This is a genomic window from Enterovibrio makurazakiensis, from assembly GCF_050336585.1.
In the GTDB taxonomy this organism is placed as follows: domain Bacteria; phylum Pseudomonadota; class Gammaproteobacteria; order Enterobacterales; family Vibrionaceae; genus Enterovibrio; species Enterovibrio gelatinilyticus.
On sequence record NZ_JAKJSE010000036.1, the window covers coordinates 41579 to 57747 of the forward strand.

Annotated in this window: 17 protein-coding genes; 6 read left to right on the forward strand and 11 right to left on the reverse strand. The window is 49.1% G+C overall.

Translation table 11 applies throughout. The features are described 5' to 3' along the window. Window positions 1-44: 44 nt before the first annotated feature. From L4D06_RS22985 to L4D06_RS23005, 5 genes are all read right to left on the reverse strand, one after another. Complete coding sequence (locus L4D06_RS22985) at window positions 45-1424, reverse strand: TRAP transporter large permease (RefSeq protein WP_429741623.1); 1380 nt, start codon at window positions 1422-1424, stop codon at window positions 45-47. Then, on the reverse strand, window positions 1421-1987 hold the full coding sequence (locus tag L4D06_RS22990; RefSeq protein ID WP_429741626.1) for a TRAP transporter small permease subunit: 567 nt from the start codon (window positions 1985-1987) through the stop codon (window positions 1421-1423). Before L4D06_RS22990 ends, L4D06_RS22985 begins: the two co-directional genes overlap by 4 nt. Before the next feature lie 74 nt (window positions 1988-2061). After that, window positions 2062-3171, reverse strand: coding sequence for a TRAP transporter substrate-binding protein (locus L4D06_RS22995; RefSeq protein WP_274165231.1), 1110 nt, complete (start codon window positions 3169-3171; stop codon window positions 2062-2064). Window positions 3172-3547: 376 nt separating this feature from the next. Beyond that, window positions 3548-5011, reverse strand: coding sequence for a PepSY-associated TM helix domain-containing protein (locus tag L4D06_RS23000; RefSeq protein WP_429741628.1), 1464 nt, complete (start codon window positions 5009-5011; stop codon window positions 3548-3550). Between the two features lie 129 nt (window positions 5012-5140). Then, window positions 5141-5518 carry a hypothetical protein gene (locus L4D06_RS23005; protein WP_274165233.1) on the reverse strand — a complete coding sequence of 126 codons (378 nt, stop codon included), beginning with the start codon at window positions 5516-5518 and terminating at the stop codon, window positions 5141-5143. A 377-nt stretch (window positions 5519-5895) separates the two neighbouring features. On the opposite strand from L4D06_RS23005, the gene metN reads away from it, so the two are divergent. The 5 genes from metN (at window position 5896) to L4D06_RS23030 (ending at window position 9674) form a co-directional block, all read left to right on the forward strand. Further along, entirely contained in the window at window positions 5896-6930 is a 1035-nt protein-coding gene (metN, locus tag L4D06_RS23010) for a methionine ABC transporter ATP-binding protein MetN (protein ID WP_274165234.1), read from the forward strand. Next, a complete protein-coding gene (locus L4D06_RS23015; RefSeq protein ID WP_274165235.1) occupies window positions 6920-7612 on the forward strand; it encodes a methionine ABC transporter permease in 693 nt (230 codons plus the stop codon). The genes metN and L4D06_RS23015 overlap by 11 nt, the downstream gene beginning before the upstream one ends. 52 nt (window positions 7613-7664) lie before the next feature. Continuing rightward, window positions 7665-8477, forward strand: a complete 813-nt coding sequence (metQ, locus tag L4D06_RS23020; RefSeq protein WP_274165236.1) for a methionine ABC transporter substrate-binding lipoprotein MetQ — start codon at window positions 7665-7667, stop codon at window positions 8475-8477. A 148-nt stretch (window positions 8478-8625) separates the two neighbouring features. After that, window positions 8626-9390, forward strand: a complete 765-nt coding sequence (locus L4D06_RS23025) for a sulfite exporter TauE/SafE family protein (protein WP_429741631.1) — start codon at window positions 8626-8628, stop codon at window positions 9388-9390. 8 nt (window positions 9391-9398) lie between these two features. After that, window positions 9399-9674 (forward strand): Rdx family protein, encoded by a 276-nt coding sequence (locus L4D06_RS23030; RefSeq protein ID WP_274165238.1) that lies wholly within the window; start codon window positions 9399-9401, stop codon window positions 9672-9674. A gap of 21 nt (window positions 9675-9695) precedes the next feature. Here L4D06_RS23030 and L4D06_RS23035 read toward each other — a convergent pair whose 3' ends face one another. From L4D06_RS23035 to L4D06_RS23050, 4 genes are read right to left on the reverse strand one after another with little or no spacing between them, the layout of a single operon-like run. Beyond that, a complete protein-coding gene (locus tag L4D06_RS23035) occupies window positions 9696-10091 on the reverse strand; it encodes a CBS domain-containing protein (RefSeq protein WP_274165239.1) in 396 nt (131 codons plus the stop codon). Continuing rightward, complete coding sequence (locus tag L4D06_RS23040; protein WP_274165240.1) at window positions 10088-10438, reverse strand: P-II family nitrogen regulator; 351 nt, start codon at window positions 10436-10438, stop codon at window positions 10088-10090. The genes L4D06_RS23035 and L4D06_RS23040 overlap by 4 nt, the downstream gene beginning before the upstream one ends. Beyond that, window positions 10438-11244, reverse strand: a complete 807-nt coding sequence (locus tag L4D06_RS23045) for a DUF1538 domain-containing protein (protein ID WP_429741634.1) — start codon at window positions 11242-11244, stop codon at window positions 10438-10440. The genes L4D06_RS23040 and L4D06_RS23045 overlap by 1 nt, the downstream gene beginning before the upstream one ends. Beyond that, a complete protein-coding gene (locus L4D06_RS23050) occupies window positions 11241-11975 on the reverse strand; it encodes a DUF1538 domain-containing protein (RefSeq protein WP_274165242.1) in 735 nt (244 codons plus the stop codon). The genes L4D06_RS23045 and L4D06_RS23050 overlap by 4 nt, the downstream gene beginning before the upstream one ends. Window positions 11976-12279: 304 nt before the next feature. Between L4D06_RS23050 and L4D06_RS23055 the strand changes: the two genes are divergently transcribed. After that, on the forward strand, window positions 12280-13173 hold the full coding sequence (locus L4D06_RS23055) for a TIGR01777 family oxidoreductase (RefSeq protein WP_429741636.1): 894 nt from the start codon (window positions 12280-12282) through the stop codon (window positions 13171-13173). A gap of 69 nt (window positions 13174-13242) precedes the next feature. Here L4D06_RS23055 and L4D06_RS23060 read toward each other — a convergent pair whose 3' ends face one another. Both L4D06_RS23060 and L4D06_RS23065 read right to left on the reverse strand, forming a co-directional pair. After that, window positions 13243-15663 carry an ABC transporter permease gene (locus tag L4D06_RS23060; protein WP_429741638.1) on the reverse strand — a complete coding sequence of 807 codons (2421 nt, stop codon included), beginning with the start codon at window positions 15661-15663 and terminating at the stop codon, window positions 13243-13245. Further along, window positions 15660-16169, reverse strand: a 510-nt coding sequence (locus L4D06_RS23065) for an ABC transporter ATP-binding protein (RefSeq protein ID WP_429741640.1), incomplete at its 5' end; no start/stop codon positions are given. The genes L4D06_RS23065 and L4D06_RS23060, both read right to left, overlap by 4 nt.

Below are 16169 nucleotides of genomic sequence, written 5' to 3' on the forward strand. Positions count from 1 at the left end.
ACAAAAAAGCCTCCGTTATTTGGAGGCTTTTTTTGGGCTATTTCTTAACCGTAAACGATGTCTGGTAACCATGTAGCTAAGGTAGGCCAGTAGGCCAATAGCCCCAACATCACCAATTGAATCAAAATGAAAGGCAACACGCCACGATAGATATCCATGGTTGATATGGAATCCGGTGCCACACCTCGCAAGTAGAACAGCGAGAAGCCAAATGGCGGCGTCAGGAAAGATGTCTGCAAGTTCAGCGCAATCATGATCCCAAGCCATACTGGGTCGACGCCCATGGTCAGCAGTATTGGCGCGACAATCGGGATAACCACGAAGGTAATCTCAATGAAGTCGAGGAAGAAGCCCAGTAGAAACAGCACCAACATCACCAACAACATGGCACCGAAAACACCTCCCGGCAAGCTCATCAAGAAATCACGAACAATGTCATCGCCGCCAAATCCGCGGAACACCAACGCAAACAAGGATGCGCCAATCAGGATCAGGAAGACCATGGCCGTCACTTCGGTGGTACTTCTCAGGACATCACGCAGAATCGACAGGCTGAACATACGTTTGCTGACAGCAAGAATAATGGCTCCCACCGACCCGACAGAAGCGGCCTCTGTCGGCGTTGCGATACCACCAAGAATTGAGCCTAGCACCAACACAATCAAAAGCACGGGTGGGAACAAAACGGTAAGTACCTGCATCCACAACTCTTTACTGACCTTTCTTTCTTCAGCAGGGATCGGCGGAACACGGTGCGGTTGGGTAATCGCAATCACAATCAAATAAACGATGTACATGCCGACGAGCATAAAGCCTGGGATCAACGCACCAAGAAAGAGATCGCCAACAGTGACGCTTTCTGGTGAGTAAATACCTTGGTCTAGCTGAGCTTGTTGATACGCCGAAGATATCACATCGCCGAGCAATACTAAGACGATGGAAGGTGGAATGATTTGTCCTAATGTGCCCGAGGCACAGATGATACCCGTAGACAGTTTTGGACAATAGCCACGCTTCATCATAGAAGGTAGCGACAGCAAACCCATGGTGACCACGGTTGCGCCCACAATGCCAGTACTTGCCGCCAGCAACATGCCCACAATGGTAACTGAAATGCCTAAGCCACCCGCAAGGCCACCAAACACTTGCCCCATGGTATCAAGCAAATCTTCTGCGATACGCGATTTCTCAAGCATGACTCCCATGAAAATAAACAAGGGAATCGCGACCAGCAATTCATTCGATAGCGTGCCTTGAATACGGTTCGGAATCGCTTCTAAAAACGCAGGATCAAACGTGCCAGTCACACCGCCAATCAATGCAAACAGAAGTGCAGAACCACCAAGGGTGAACGCGACAGGGTAGCCGACCAGCAACACGCCAAAGGTAAACAGGAAAAGGAACAGGGCGAGGAATTCACTCATAGCGCGTGCTCCTCATCGTGTTCTTCAAGTTGTTTGGCAATATCTTGGTGACCAGTAATGGTCAGCACTGACTTCAGCGCTTCGGCGAATCCTTGAATAATCATAAGAACAGGCATCAGTAAGATACTGGTTTTAAAAAGGTACTTTGCATCTACCCCGCCCGCTTCTTGCGAGCCTTCCATGATTTGCCAAGACACGGAAACGTAATCCCAAGCGATGTAAAAAATGAAACTGCATGTTGGGAGCAATAAGAAGAGAAATCCGAGCAAATCGACCCATGCTTTTTTCTTGTCTGACATAGGGCGGTAAAAAATATCAACGCGAACATGAGCGCCTTTCAATAAGGCATATGCCGCGCCGAGCATGATGACGTAGTTATGGAAATAAAGGACAGATTCTTGCAAAAACACCGATCCAGAATTGAGCACATAGCGCATGACAACCACGACAAAGGTGATTAGCACGATGGCTAAGACGAACCAGGAAACAATGCGTCCCGTCCAATCACTAAAACGGTTGATCCCCTTAATAAGAGCGATCAATTGGGGAGAGGCGGTATTCATAGAGCTACTCTAACATCAGCCTGTTGGCTAAAATTGGAAAGAAAAAGAGGCGATTCAGAATCGCCTCTTAAAGGTTACTGCGGGTTACGTGCGTTCAGCATGGCTTGCTCTGAAATGGCATGCCAATCGATCGCTTGGTCACGGAAGCCTTTGTAAGACTCGTAAACTTTCTTGCTGATTTCATCGACCTGCGCTTGCTCGGCAACCACTTCATCAGACAATACTTGAAGTTGTGACAGCACTTCTTTCGGGTACGGACGCAAATCCACATTGTGCTCGTTTACCAAGCTTTCCAACGCGGCATTGTTACGCGCAGTGAACTCAGCAATCATGTCCGCGTTCGCCACGCGTGTTGCTGCCAAAACGATAGCTTGCAAATCTTTTGGCAAGGCATCGAAGGCTTTTTTGTTGATCAGCGCTTCAAGGGTTGTGCCCGGCTCATGCCAACCTGGGTAGTAGTAGTATTTCGATGCTTTATGCAGACCAAATGCAAGGTCGTTGTATGGACCTACCCACTCAGTTGCATCAATGGCACCTGATTGCAGTGATGGGAAGATTTCGCCACCCGGTAACAGTACAGGTGTACCACCTGCGCGTTTCAGCACTTCGCCACCCAGACCAGGAATACGCATTTTCAGGCCTTCAAGGTCGCTGATGGTGTTGATTTCTTTGTTAAACCAACCGCCCATCTGAACGCCAGTGTTACCCGCAGGCATAGGAATAATGCCAAACGGTTCGTACGCTTCAGCCCAAAGCTCAAGACCGCCACCGCTGTAGATCCAGCCATTCATTTCTTGTGCAGTTAGACCAAAAGGTACTGCCGCGAAGAATTGACCTGCTGGCGCTTTGCCTTTCCAGTAGTAGCCTGCACCGTGACCCATTTCAGCCGTACCACGAGACACGGCATCAAACACATCCAATGCGCCAACTAGCTCACCGGCACCGTATACTTTCACGTCCAAACGACCATCACTCATCTCGGTGATTAGCTCAGCAAGGTTGTTTGCACCTGTACCTAACCCAGGGAAGTTTTTCGGCCAAGTCGTTACCATTTTCCAATTGATTTTTTCCTGTGCTACTGGCTGCGCCTGCGCACTTGCTTCCTGCTTTTCTTCACCACAACCAGTTAGCAGCACACTGAGTGCAACTGCTGTTGCGGCAAGAAACGAACGACGTTTGTACATGAGAGTGATCTCCTTGCTTGGGAAAGGCGAAAGATATGGCAGTACTGAAGGTTTACATCTAAAAGTAGGTACTGCCTTACTAACACGATACTCATCAATCACACCGATGAGTTAATGGTTTGTTGCAATAACTTTACCTATTATCGCAGCCAGCAAGTAGTAAAAGGGCGAGGTTGTTTGAAGTTGGTCAAACAATGATCACTAGAAATCTAAACATCTGATAGATAACGGCCTCTGTGACCGACCAATAACGTGCTACGCCTCGTCAACCTTATCCCTGCGCGTTGTGTTTACATTTTTTTGGTAGAGACGAAAATGCCTTCCCACAGGAAGGCATGTCATCGTGTTTTTTGTCGAAACAAAAAACGTTTTCGCGTTAACTTAACGCATCTTTAAATGTCACCATATATCGGCAAATCAACGCATCTATCACCATCAAAGCCACAATGGTTAATCCTGCCATCGGAAATGCGATACACACCAAAACAACGCTGACAATTCCCACTTTCCAAAGCCCTGAATCTGCGAGTTTCGGTGGTGCGCCCAGCTTTCGCTGACCTACAGGGCGACGTTGCCACCACATTACGCCTCCCGTGATAGCGATCAGAATAAACGCCAAACAGAAGAATACATTTGCGACTTTGTTGATAATGCTTATGTCTCCCTGATGCAGCGCAATACCTGCCGCCATGGCTTTCGCGATGGTGTTGTAATCATTCCACGTGACGTCAGCGAGTACCTTTCCAGAATACTGATCAATGTGGGTGGTTCTGTCTTGCGTTGGGTCTGTAATATCCCCGCTCATGGTGTTCGCTGATACCGTGAACACACCTGTTTCTGAGCGCGGAAAATTGAGTTTGTATTGCCCAAAACCCAACACTTTCGCTTCATTCACCACACGATCGATGCCGATTTGCTCAGTGGCCATTCCTGCTTTTTCAGCACTCCCTGCCGATGAACCCGAGGTGATTTCTTCGCCGTGCACATGCACGTTAGATTGAGGTAACGGCGTCAGTTCAAGGTTCCACGGCATCTCTTCTTCTGAACCATGATTTAGCGCCTTGTGGTTAATGTCAGACACAGGCACATCATCCCATTTCTGGGCAGGAAAGCTGTTCCAAGGCTGCACGATTTTCGCGCCCCATACGCCCGCCCACGCCAAGCCACTCAGCACGAAAAAGAGAAGCACAATAGAGAGTACGCCACCTATGTTGGCATGAAGGTCACGCAGTAAAACTCTTGACCCACTGTCAGTGCGAATTTTCAGAAAACCAGCACGGCGCGCATTGTCGTTGGGTAGCCAAAGATATATCCCCGACACCAAGAGAATCACCGTCAGGCTAGCGGCAATCTCGATCAAATAATCGCCCACATCACCGATCAATAAGGTGCCGTGAATGTCGTTCGCCAATTGATACCAACTGTCGCTGCGATCAATCGTGCCAGTGATGTCTGCGTTGTAAGGATTCACCAGTACAAACCGCGTCGATTCATCAGCCATGGTGACGGAAAATCGGTTAGCGACGTCAGAAGAAGTCGCTGGCACAAACTGCGTTACCGTGCCATCAGGGTACGCGTGTTGCACAGCCTCTAATTGCGCAGATATGGGCAACGGTTCTTGAGATGGATACGTGCTAGGGTTGACCGACAGCACCTCGCCATATCGCACCGCTTCAATTTCATCATCAAACAGCATGATGAGACCGGTAACACTTAGCATCAGCATAAAAGGGATAACGAATAACCCTGAGTAGAAGTGCCAGCGCCAAGTGAGAAAATAACGAGATTTTTGCTTCGCCAGTGTGTCTAGAGGATTGTTACTGGGGTTAGAAATAACCATGAATCATTCCTTTTTTCATGCGCGACCTCACCGCGCTTCTTAAGCATCATGAGATGCACCGAAAAACGCAGTGACATTGCATTTTGACTTTACGTTTGGGTATAAGCCCTTGTTGTTTTTATGCGGTATTTAAGCAAGGAGGAATGAAGGTGGCGCTCGGGTCACAGGCAGCTCAAACCGAATCCTTTTTACGAAGTACGGATAGGATTCAAGCGCGATTTCAGAGCTACGTGTATAAACCGGATTGAAAGAAAGCGAGTGATGATGAAAGGAAGAAAAATGGCTAAATGGGCAAGGCTTACTGCTGTGCGTTTTGGAGGTTTCCCCCTCTTCGACTTGCACCAACTCAAAGCCATTCACGGTGCAAAGTGTCGCCCACACGCCCGCACTGCTGCCGTGTGCGTTAATCACCGGCATCAAAGAAACAAGCAGCCAACTCAAGGTGCTCGCGCAGAGCATTGCACGCTTAAACGACTTATTGTGTGCTAAATAGGCAGTTAACGTCATATTCACCATTCATATGAAATTAACCCGATACCTTACTGTAAAAGCGACGTTAACGACGTGCTTCAGTGCAAAAACTAAGCAGTTGGTTCACGAACAACAGAAATTTAATTACAAACCGTTCTGGTTTGGGTATTTCTATAGGGCCTTCCCAGTAAACGTCCTGCCTTACTCGGCTTTTATTAAGACATTGTCTTCGAGCTTCCCTCAAAACACACCAAGAAACCCACCCAAACAACCGTATAGACGTCTAGCCGTAAAAATATCTATTGACTTGTCGTTCGACTATAAATAGCATCAAATTCCACAGTGAAGAACAAAAGCAACGATTATCACTACATTTTAACGATTATTTAACACGATTTTGTCCAGGATGGCTTATGATCGAAATTAGTCAGGTTAATAAAGAATTCAAACAGGGCGTGAAAACGATTCATGCTTTGCGTGATATTGACCTTCACATTCCAAAGGGCAGAATTTTTGGGGTTATCGGCGCATCTGGCGCAGGTAAAAGTACCTTGATTCGTATTGTTAACTTGTTGGAGCGACCAACAAGTGGGAATGTCAACGTCGATGGCGTAGAACTCACCACCCTTTCAGCGTCTGAGCTGACACGTGAGCGCCAGAAGATCGGCATGATCTTCCAGCACTTTAATCTTCTCTCTTCTCGCACCGTGTTTGATAACGTCGCGTTACCTCTTGAACTCGCTGGTAAAGACCACGCGCATATCCAAAACAAAGTGACAGAGTTACTTGAGTTAGTTGGCCTAGAAGATAAACGTTCCAGCTATCCTGCAAATTTAAGTGGCGGACAAAAGCAACGCGTTGCCATTGCTCGCGCACTCGCCAGTGACCCAAAAGTCCTGCTATGCGACGAGGCCACCAGCGCCTTAGATCCTGCCACCACCCATTCAATTTTGAATCTGCTGCAGACGATTAATCAGAAGTTGGGTTTAACCATCTTGCTGATCACCCATGAAATGGATGTGGTAAAGCGCATCTGTCATGAAGTGGCAATTATCGGCGACGGCAAACTGGTAGAAAAAGGCACGGTCGGCGATATTTTCGCCCACCCAAAAACCGAACTTGCCCGCGACTTTATTCGCGCCACCCTGAACCTGTCGATTCCTCAAGATTATGCAGCGCGACTGCAAACTGAAAACACAGGGGATCTGCCGCCATTAGTTCGCCTTGAATTTACCGGCACCAGCGTGGATGCCCCACTGGTAAGCCAAGTTTCGCGCAAGTTCAATATCGATGTGAGCATTTTAAGCGCCGACATGGATTACGCTGGCGGCGTGAAATTCGGCCTCATGCTGGCAGAGTTTTTCGGTGATGCTCCAGATGTCACACGCGCATTGGATTACTTAAAAGAACACAACGTCAACATCGAGGTGCTTGGTTATGTCGCTTAATATTGCTGCCATTTCTGGCTGGTTCGCGGAAAACGAACGCCTCGTTAGCTTATTGATTGATGCGCTCGGCCAAACCCTCACCATGGTGTTTGTCTCTGGTTTCATTGGCTTTGTATTTGGTATTCCTTTAGGCGTCTTGCTTCATCTGTCCAAACCCCGTGGTTTGCTGGAAAACAAGCTACTTAATCGCAGCCTAGGGGCCGTGGTGAACATTGGTCGCTCTATCCCCTTCATCATATTACTGGTTGCCATCATTCCGTTTACTCGCCTTGTGGTGGGTAGCTCGATAGGTACAGCCGCAGCCATCGTGCCTTTGATTGTTGGTGCCATCCCTTTCATTGCCCGTCTTGTCGAAGGTGCGCTGATTGAAGTGCCTTCAGGTCTTGTTGAGGCGGCGCAAGCAATGGGGGCAACCCCGCTGCAAATTATTCGCAAGGTTCTCTTGCCCGAGGCGCTACCCGGCATTGTGAACAGCGTAACGATCACCTTGGTCACGCTGGTTAGCTATTCGGCGATGGCTGGCGCGGTAGGCGGCGGTGGCCTGGGCGATGTTGGCATTCGCTATGGATACCAGCGCTTTGACGGCACCGTCATGATGATCACCATTGTCATGCTCGTCATATTGGTTCAACTGATTCAGTCGGCGGGTGATTACTTCGTTAAACGCGTCGACCACAGATAAATCTAGAAAATCAAAAAAATAATGGAAATTTAAGCTCATAGGAGATGCGCAAATGACGTTCAATCTTAAAAAAATCGCCACCGCTCTAGGTTTGGCTTCGGCACTGGCATTAACTGGCTGTGGTGAAGAAAAGGCCATTGACCTGACCAAAGTAAAAATCGGCGTGATGGCGGGTGCAGAAGAGCAAGTAGCAGAAATCGCTGCAAAAGTGGCCAAAGAAAAATACGACTTAGACGTGGAACTGGTGACGTTTACCGATTACGTTTCACCGAATGCGGCGCTGGAAGAAGGTGCGATCGACGCCAATGCTTTCCAGCACAAGCCTTACTTGGACCAGCAAATCAGCGACCGCGGTTACAAATTCACTATCGCAGGTAACACCTTGGTTTACCCAATTGCGGGTTACTCAAACACCGTGACTTCTGTTGAGCAAATCCAAGATGGCGCACAGATCGCGGTACCTAACGATCCAACCAACCTAGGCCGTTCTTTGATTCTTCTTGAAGAGCAAGGCTTGCTAACACTAAAAGATGGCGTTGGCCTTCAAGCGACCGTTCTTGATATCGTGGGCAACCCAAAGAACTTGGACATTGTTGAGCTAGAAGCCGCGCAACTTCCGCGTTCTCTGGACGACGTGACGTTGGCGATCATCAACAACACATACGCGGCGACTATCGGTCTTTCACAAGAAAAAGACGGTGTATTCGTTGAAGACAAAGAATCTCCGTACGTGAACCTGATTGTGGCTCGTGCAGACAATGTGAAAGCGCAGAACGTTCAGCAGTTCGTTCAAGCTTACCAGTCAGATGCTGTCTTTAGCGCTGCGATGGACATCTTCGATGGTGGTGCGGTGAAAGGCTGGTAATCTTCCTTCTCTGCTATCCAACGCTTAAGCCTGTGCTCGTCACAGGCTTTTCTTTTTTTCTAATACTGGCATCTATTTAACCGCCGTGGTATCAACACTCAATAACGGCATAACCACTGCCAACTCATCTCTTGTTAACTGAGCGAATATGGATATTCTCGCAACCTTTGGCCTGTTCATAGGCTCACTCATAGCCAATACATTGGCCTCTCTTGCTGGCGGAGGCGCTGGGTTGCTGCAACTGCCGCTTCTGCTGTTTCTCGGGCTCACATTTTCAGTGGCACTCGCCACACATAAAGTCGCGTCTGTGGCACTTGGCTTAGGCGCGGCAATAAAGCACTGGAAAAGTGGCAACCTCGACCCTGCACTGACTCTCTATGTGGTGCTGGCTGGGGCTACAGGGGTTGTTGCAGGCGCTAACCTTATCCTGTTCGTGCCCGGCCCTGTGGCAGAAGCACTGCTGGGGGCGCTGATCATTGCGCTTGGTCTCTATTCCCGAATGCGAAAAACCTTGGGGCAAGAAGCTGAGCCTAAACATCGCGACACCTTGGGCTTGGTCATTGGCTGCATCGGGTTGAGTGTCATTGGCATACTCAATGGCTCTTTAACAGCAGGTACTGGGCTTTTCGTTACCCTCTTTTTGGTGCGATGGTTCGGTTTAGACTACAAGCAAGCGGTGGCGCTGACCTTGGTCAGCGTGGGCATCTTTTGGAATGGGTTGGGTGCGGTAACACTCGCTGTCGCTGGTGCCGATATCTATTGGCCTTGGATACCCGCACTGCTGGTTGGGTCGTTACTCGGCGGATACTTGGGCGCTTACATGGCTGACAAGTACAGCAATCAATTGATCAAAGTGGCCTTTGAATGGCTTACGTTCGCTGTCGGATTAAAACTGCTTTGGAGCGCATGGTAAGGAACATCATGAACAAAATGAATATCGATATTTATTACTGCCGTCAGTGCAACTGGATGTTGCGTTCAGCATGGATGGCGCAAGAACTACTTTCTACCTTCAGCGAAGAAATTGGCTGCTTAGCACTTCACCCTGATACAGGAGGCCGCTTTGAAATCCATTGTAACGGTGAAGTCATTTGGGAACGAAAACGAGATGGCGGCTTTCCCGAAGCCAAAATCCTGAAACAACGCGTACGTGATGTGTTCGACCCTGAGCGAGATTTAGGCCATAACGATCGCTAAAAACGCGAGGCAAGTGTTGGCCTAATCCGCCAACATGCCATACATCACGATGCTGTTATAACTGACCACGCCCAGTACCTTGCCGTTATCAATCACTGGGGCACGACTAATGCCGAATCGCTCAAACAGTCTGGCGCAGTACTTCACATTCATATCAGGCGAGACACCCAAAGCAGGTTTCGTCATGATTTCGTAGATGTTTACACGTTCTGGTGACTTGTTCTGCGACAAGACTTTTTTCGCAATATCATTCATCAACACCAAGCCGTATTCGTCATTTTCGTCGCGCTTGTTTACCACTAGCGCTTTGATGTGCTTATCACGTGCAATACGAATGGCTTCTGCAACGGTAATTAGCCCATCAACCACGGCAAAATCGTCTTTCATTACGTCACCGACGCGCTTCAATATTTTCATAACTCATCCTCAATCACACTACTCAATTCTTGAACCTGATGGGCCACACCCACCGCATCCTCGATATCCAGTTGTACAGCTATTCCTTTGCCGGACGTCGCATCAAACTCTCCCACTTCATTGATGGTTTCGAGAATACTGCGCGCTAAATGCTCTTCCACCACAAACAACAACACATCTCGCTGCACGTCTAGGGTTAAGCCAAAGAAGGTTTTCTGCTTGGTGAGCCCTTCACCTCGCGCATTGTTAATTACGGTCGCGCCCGTTGCTCCTGCCTTTCTTGCTGCATCAAGCACCGCATCGGTTTTTGAATCTTCAATGAAAGCGACAATCAATTTGAATCGCATTATGGTTCCCTCGTTTCTTTTTGAGCCAATCCGCGCTTTGCCGACCACTCGGTTAACTGGGCATACCCCATGACAGTAATCATTGGGAACAAGCTGGCAAACGCTATCAATCCAAATCCATCAATAAGTGGGCTTCTGCCCGGAACAGTCGATGCAAGACCAAGGCCAAGCGCTGTGACCAAAGGCACCGTTACTGTTGATGTTGTGACACCGCCGGAGTCATACGCCAACGGCACAATAAACTTTGGCGCGTAGAAGGTTTGGCACACCACCAAGACATAACCCGCAATGATGTAGTAGTGGATAGGGTCACCTGCAACAATGCGATAGCACCCAAGAGAAATCCCCATCGACACACCCAGCGCCACCGAAAATCGCAGCCCGTTAACACTGATAGCGCCGCCAGACACTTGTGCCGCTTTAATCGCAACCGCAATCAAGGAAGGCTCTGCGACCGTGGTACTAAAACCAATAGCGGCAGCAAAAAGGTATACCCAGTAGTAGTGATGCCATTCCACAACGCTTGGCATGACTGCGCCTTCACCGTATAAAAACGCTGGTGCAGTAAGCTGAATCGCCATCGATTCACCCAGCGGGAACAAGGCCATTTCGAGCCCCATCAAAAACAAAGACAGCCCTAAAATAACGTAGGCGAAACCAAAAACGATTTTCTTTAGGTTGACCACAGGTTTGCGCAAAACCGCAAACTGAAAGCCGAAAATAATACAGACGATCGGAAATACATCCCGGACCGTCGAAAGTAAGGTGTCGAAAAAGGTAGGGATGAGGGAAAGGAATAGGGTCATACCGCCACCATCCCGTAAACCATCACAAATATCATCGGAGACAGGGAGGCAAAGGCGATCAAACCAAAGCCATCAATCATTGGGTTTCGCCCTTTAATCACGGTGGCTAAACCAACGCCTAATGCTGTCACAAGCGGCACGGTAATGGTGGATGTAGTGACACCACCGGAGTCATAGGCAATGCCAATAATATAGCGCGGCGCAACCATGGTCATCGCCACCACCAGCATGTAGCCACCAATGATAATGCGATGAATAGGCCAGCCTTTGAGTATGCGCAGTACCCCGAGCATGATCGCAAAGCCTACCGACAATGCCACCGTGATTCTTAGCCCATTGGCGTAGGAAGATTGCGACTCTTCGTCCATCGTAATAATTCCGCCTTCTGCCGCGACCTCTGCGGCTTCTGCGGCAACAGCAGTCAATGCGGGTTCAGCAATCGTGGTGCCAAAACCCAACAAAAATGCAAAGACCATTAGCCAAAATACGCTGCCTTTTTTGGCCAGCGCATGAGCCATTGATTCCCCAATAGGAAATAAGCCCATTTCCAAACCAAAAACAAAAAACGTCAAACCCATCACTACAAGGACGAGCCCTACGACAATAGAGATCCAATCTGGCAACGGTTGTTGCAAGACAATAACCTGAAAAAAACCGATGACTAAGATGATAGGCAGCAAATCCTTCAAGCTTCCTAACATAGCGGTCAGTAATGCAGTAATTCCCTTCACACACTCTCCAAGCGAGCAGATTCAGGCAATGAGATAGCCAAAATCACGAGCGGTAAATCAAAATAAAAAGACGGTAATGTTACCAACCCTCTTTATAACCCTGTTCCACTGTACAGAAATTTTCCATTCCACAATGTCTATAGGGTGATAGAGGTAACAAGGTTTTATTTAAAATCGGAATCACGATCGTTTATGTCCCTAAACTGCCTGAAGATGCTCAATTTCCAGTTACTTGGGGATATAGTGATCATTTAACCAATTGAATGCATACTCAATCTTATCGCTCATAGAATGGACAAATCTCATGCATATTCTTGTTACTGGGGGAACGGGCTTAATTGGCCGCGTACTCGTTGCTCAATTAGAACACCATCAGGTGACCGTATTGACGCGATCACCTGAAAGCGCCCAGAAGATCTTGCCAAGCGGTGTTCGCTTTATCCGAGATTTGGATGAGTTGAGCGATTTCAGTGAGGTGGATGCGGTCATCAATCTTGCGGGAGAACCCATCGTCGACAAACGCTGGAGCGAGCAGCAAAAAGGCATTATTTGTTCAAGCCGCTGGGGGATCACGGAGAAAATCGTCAAACGAATTTTGGCAGCAGACAAGCCTCCGCATACCTTCATCAGTGGTTCTGCTGTTGGTTATTACAGCGACCAAGGCGATACGATCGTCGATGAAACTCTAAAAGTCGATTCAACAGACTTTGCCCATGCGGTGTGCGCGAACTGGGAAAAAATCGCGAAGAGAGCGCAGTCCGACAATACGCGCGTTTGCCTTCTTCGAACGGGCATTGTGTTAAGCAAAGAAGGCGGCGCACTGAAAAAAATGCTCTTGCCTTATCAGCTAGGTCTGGGCGGGCCTATCGGTGATGGGAGTCAGTATTTTCCTTGGATCCACATTAGAGACATGGTGTCCGGCATTCTTTTTCTTCTTAATAACGAAAAAAAGCAAGGCCCCTTCAACCTCACAGCGCCCAACCCGGCCACGAATAAAGCGTTCAGTAAGGCACTGGCTTCAACGCTGAAGCGCCCTCACCTGCTATTTACCCCAAAATTTGCCATCTCTTTAATGCTGGGTGAAGCTGGTCAGCTTCTTTTAGAAGGCCAACGCGCCGTGCCTCGCGCACTCGAAGATAACGGGTTTACTTTTGAATTCCCCGACCTCCCTTCGGCATTGGAAGATTTGCTGAGGTAAACCTATACCCATCGGCAAATAAAAAGGCACGTGAGTCACGTGCCTTTGGGTCTGTCAGTGCAGATACCATTAGCGTTTGAGCGGTTCTAGTAACCCTCGGATCATCCAAGCGACCGTCAAGAATACCAACCCTACCGCCAACGTCGGCAGCACCAGCCACACTTCAGGGTGAAGGCGAACAGGCAATTCGACGCCCCATTTAAGCAATGCCGCCATCGCTAACTCCGCACCACCCACCGCCATACAACCCGAGACTAACGCCATGATGCCGTATTCCGCCCACAAGGTAGTATTGATACGCTTCTTGCTTGCACCTAAGGTGCGATAGAGCATGATTTCACGCTGACGCTCCGCAAGCGTAATGCGCAACAGCGTGAGAAGAAGTAACAAGCCACTCACCACAGCAAGACCCGCCAACACTGACAGCGACAAGCTCACCTGACTGAGAATCGCTTGAATACGACTGCTCATGGCGCGTAAATCCAATAAGGTGACAGTTGGGTAGTCACGCCCAAGTCCATTTAATATGTCACTCTGCGCTTGCTCTAACCGGAAACTGATCAACCAATTCGCAGGGAGTGTTTCCACCAGTTCAGGGTCAAAAATAAAATAGAAGTTAGGCTTCATATTTCGCCATTCAACATCGCGAATCGAATTGATGGTCGCGGTAAACTCCTGACTGTTAACACTAAAGGTTAACTCATCCCCCAAACGTAACCCTAAGCGCTGGGCAATGCCCTCTTCGACCGACACGCCACCTTCACTAGGCCAACTGCCTTGCAACAGTTCATTATGGCTCGGCAAAGTATCACGCCACGTAAAATTCAATTCACGACGCAGCGCTTCATCACGCTCTTCGCGATTGGGCGTTAACTCTGCATAATTTTGACCATTTAAGCCGATCAGTCTGCCACGAATAATAGGGTATGCTTCCGAGCGCTCTATGTTGTTTTCATCGATACGGGAGACATAATCCCCCAGCTCTTGCTTGGCAATGTTCAATGCGAACACATTTGGCGCATTTGGTGGCAGAGTTTGTTGCCAATCTTCCAACAAATCTGTTCTCAACAGCCAAATAATCGACAACAACATGAACGAGGTCGCCAAGGCACCGAGTTGCGCCCCACTGGAGGCTGGATTACGGGTAATACGACTTAACGCTAGCTTGAAGGCCGGACGTTTTACCCGCTTTTGCGCAAAGCGCAATACCATCACACCCAAGCCTGCGAGTAAACTTAGCATGAGCACCAGTGCCGCTAAGACTAACCACAGCAAGCGGTTGTCATAAGACCACGCCACCAAGGCCAGTAAAGGCACAGCCGCAAGTAGCCAGCTCCATGGGTTTTTACGAGCACGTACTTTGCTTTGTGCTTGGAGCACGCTCATTGCGGGCGCTTCAACAAGGCGAATCAATGGAATGCCTAACGCAGGCAAAGCGACAAGTAACGCCACAAGAGGGCCTAAAACCCACGGCAGGATCCCATAACTGGGCAACGGCGAAGGCAGGACATCAGCCAGCGGTAAACGCAGCAAAAACTCCAGACCAGCGCCCACTCCCAGCCCTAAAACAGTTGCCATCAACATAAGCATCAATAGCTGTCTTGATAGCCAGCGTCGAACCCATGATCGCTGGGCCCCTAGACTTTTCACCATCGCCAAGGTTTGCGTTCGGCTATCAACATAATGCTGACAAGTCAGTAGCAAAGTCGCTGCCGCCATGATGATCACTAACACGACAGTTAAGGACAAATACCCGCGACTGCGATCTAGCATATCTCCCGTGCGGTCACCGTCGTTTTCATCAATCCAACGTTGCCCTTCATCAAGCGTATAACTCGCCTTTACGGCGGCTAGCTCACTGTCTTCTCCTCGGAAGAAGTAACGATAACTGACACGGCTACCCGGACGCACCACACCAGAGGCATCAACATCACTTTGGTGAATCAATGCCGCGGGCATTTGGCTGAACGGGTTAAAGGACAGTTCAGGCTCTGAGACAATCATGCCTGATACGGTCAAGGTAACATCACCAACGTCTACCGTGTCGCCGCGCTCAACCTCTAACAATGAGAATAAGCGCTCTTCCAACCACAACTCCCCCGGCTGAACCTTGTCACGCAGTTCAGCATCGCTTTGAAGTTCTAGTGCACCGCGAAGTGGATAATTGCTTTCAACCGCCTTCACGCTGATCAGTTGCATGCTGTTATCACTAAACGCCATGGTGCCGAAACGCGTTTGATCCGATGATTCTGCGCCAGTGGCATCAAGCTGAGTCAGGATTTCAGGGGCGAGCGGTTGATTGCTACGCAGCACTAAATCGGCTGCCAGCATTGTTCTACCTTGCTGGGTCAAAACGGATTCTATCCGCCCAGCTAAAGCTGAAAGCGCAAAAACACACGCAATAATAAGCGCGAGTGCAGCAACGACAGGCCAAAGCTGCCCATGGAATAATTCGCGCCAAGCCCAGCGCCAAACCAAGGTTTTTCTCATGCAGCCTCCACCATCTCGCCAGCATTGAGATGTAAGGTGCGATGGCAACGCTCCGCCAACGCGGGATCATGGGTCACGAGAATTAGCGTCGTCCCATGATCTCGGTTCAATGAGAACAGAAGATCGATCACTGTCGCCGCCGTGTGTTGGTCAAGGTTACCTGTGGGTTCATCCGCAAACAGAACCTGCGGTTTTGTCATGAATGCACGAGCGATAGCGACGCGCTGTTGCTCACCGCCAGAAAGCTGGGATGGCAAATGGGTTTCTCGCCCGGTTAGGCCAACAGAAGCAAGCAGTGACATTCCACGCTCTTCATCCTCGTCTTCACCACGAATGGTGCAAGGCAGAAGTACATTTTCGAGCGCAGTCAAAGAAGGAACGAGTAGGAAGCTTTGGAAAACAAAGCCAATGGATTCGGCACGCAATGCAGCTCGCGCATCATCATCCAATTGGCTAAGAGGTTGCCCTAATAACTCAATTTCACCCGTACTTGGCGTGTCCAATCC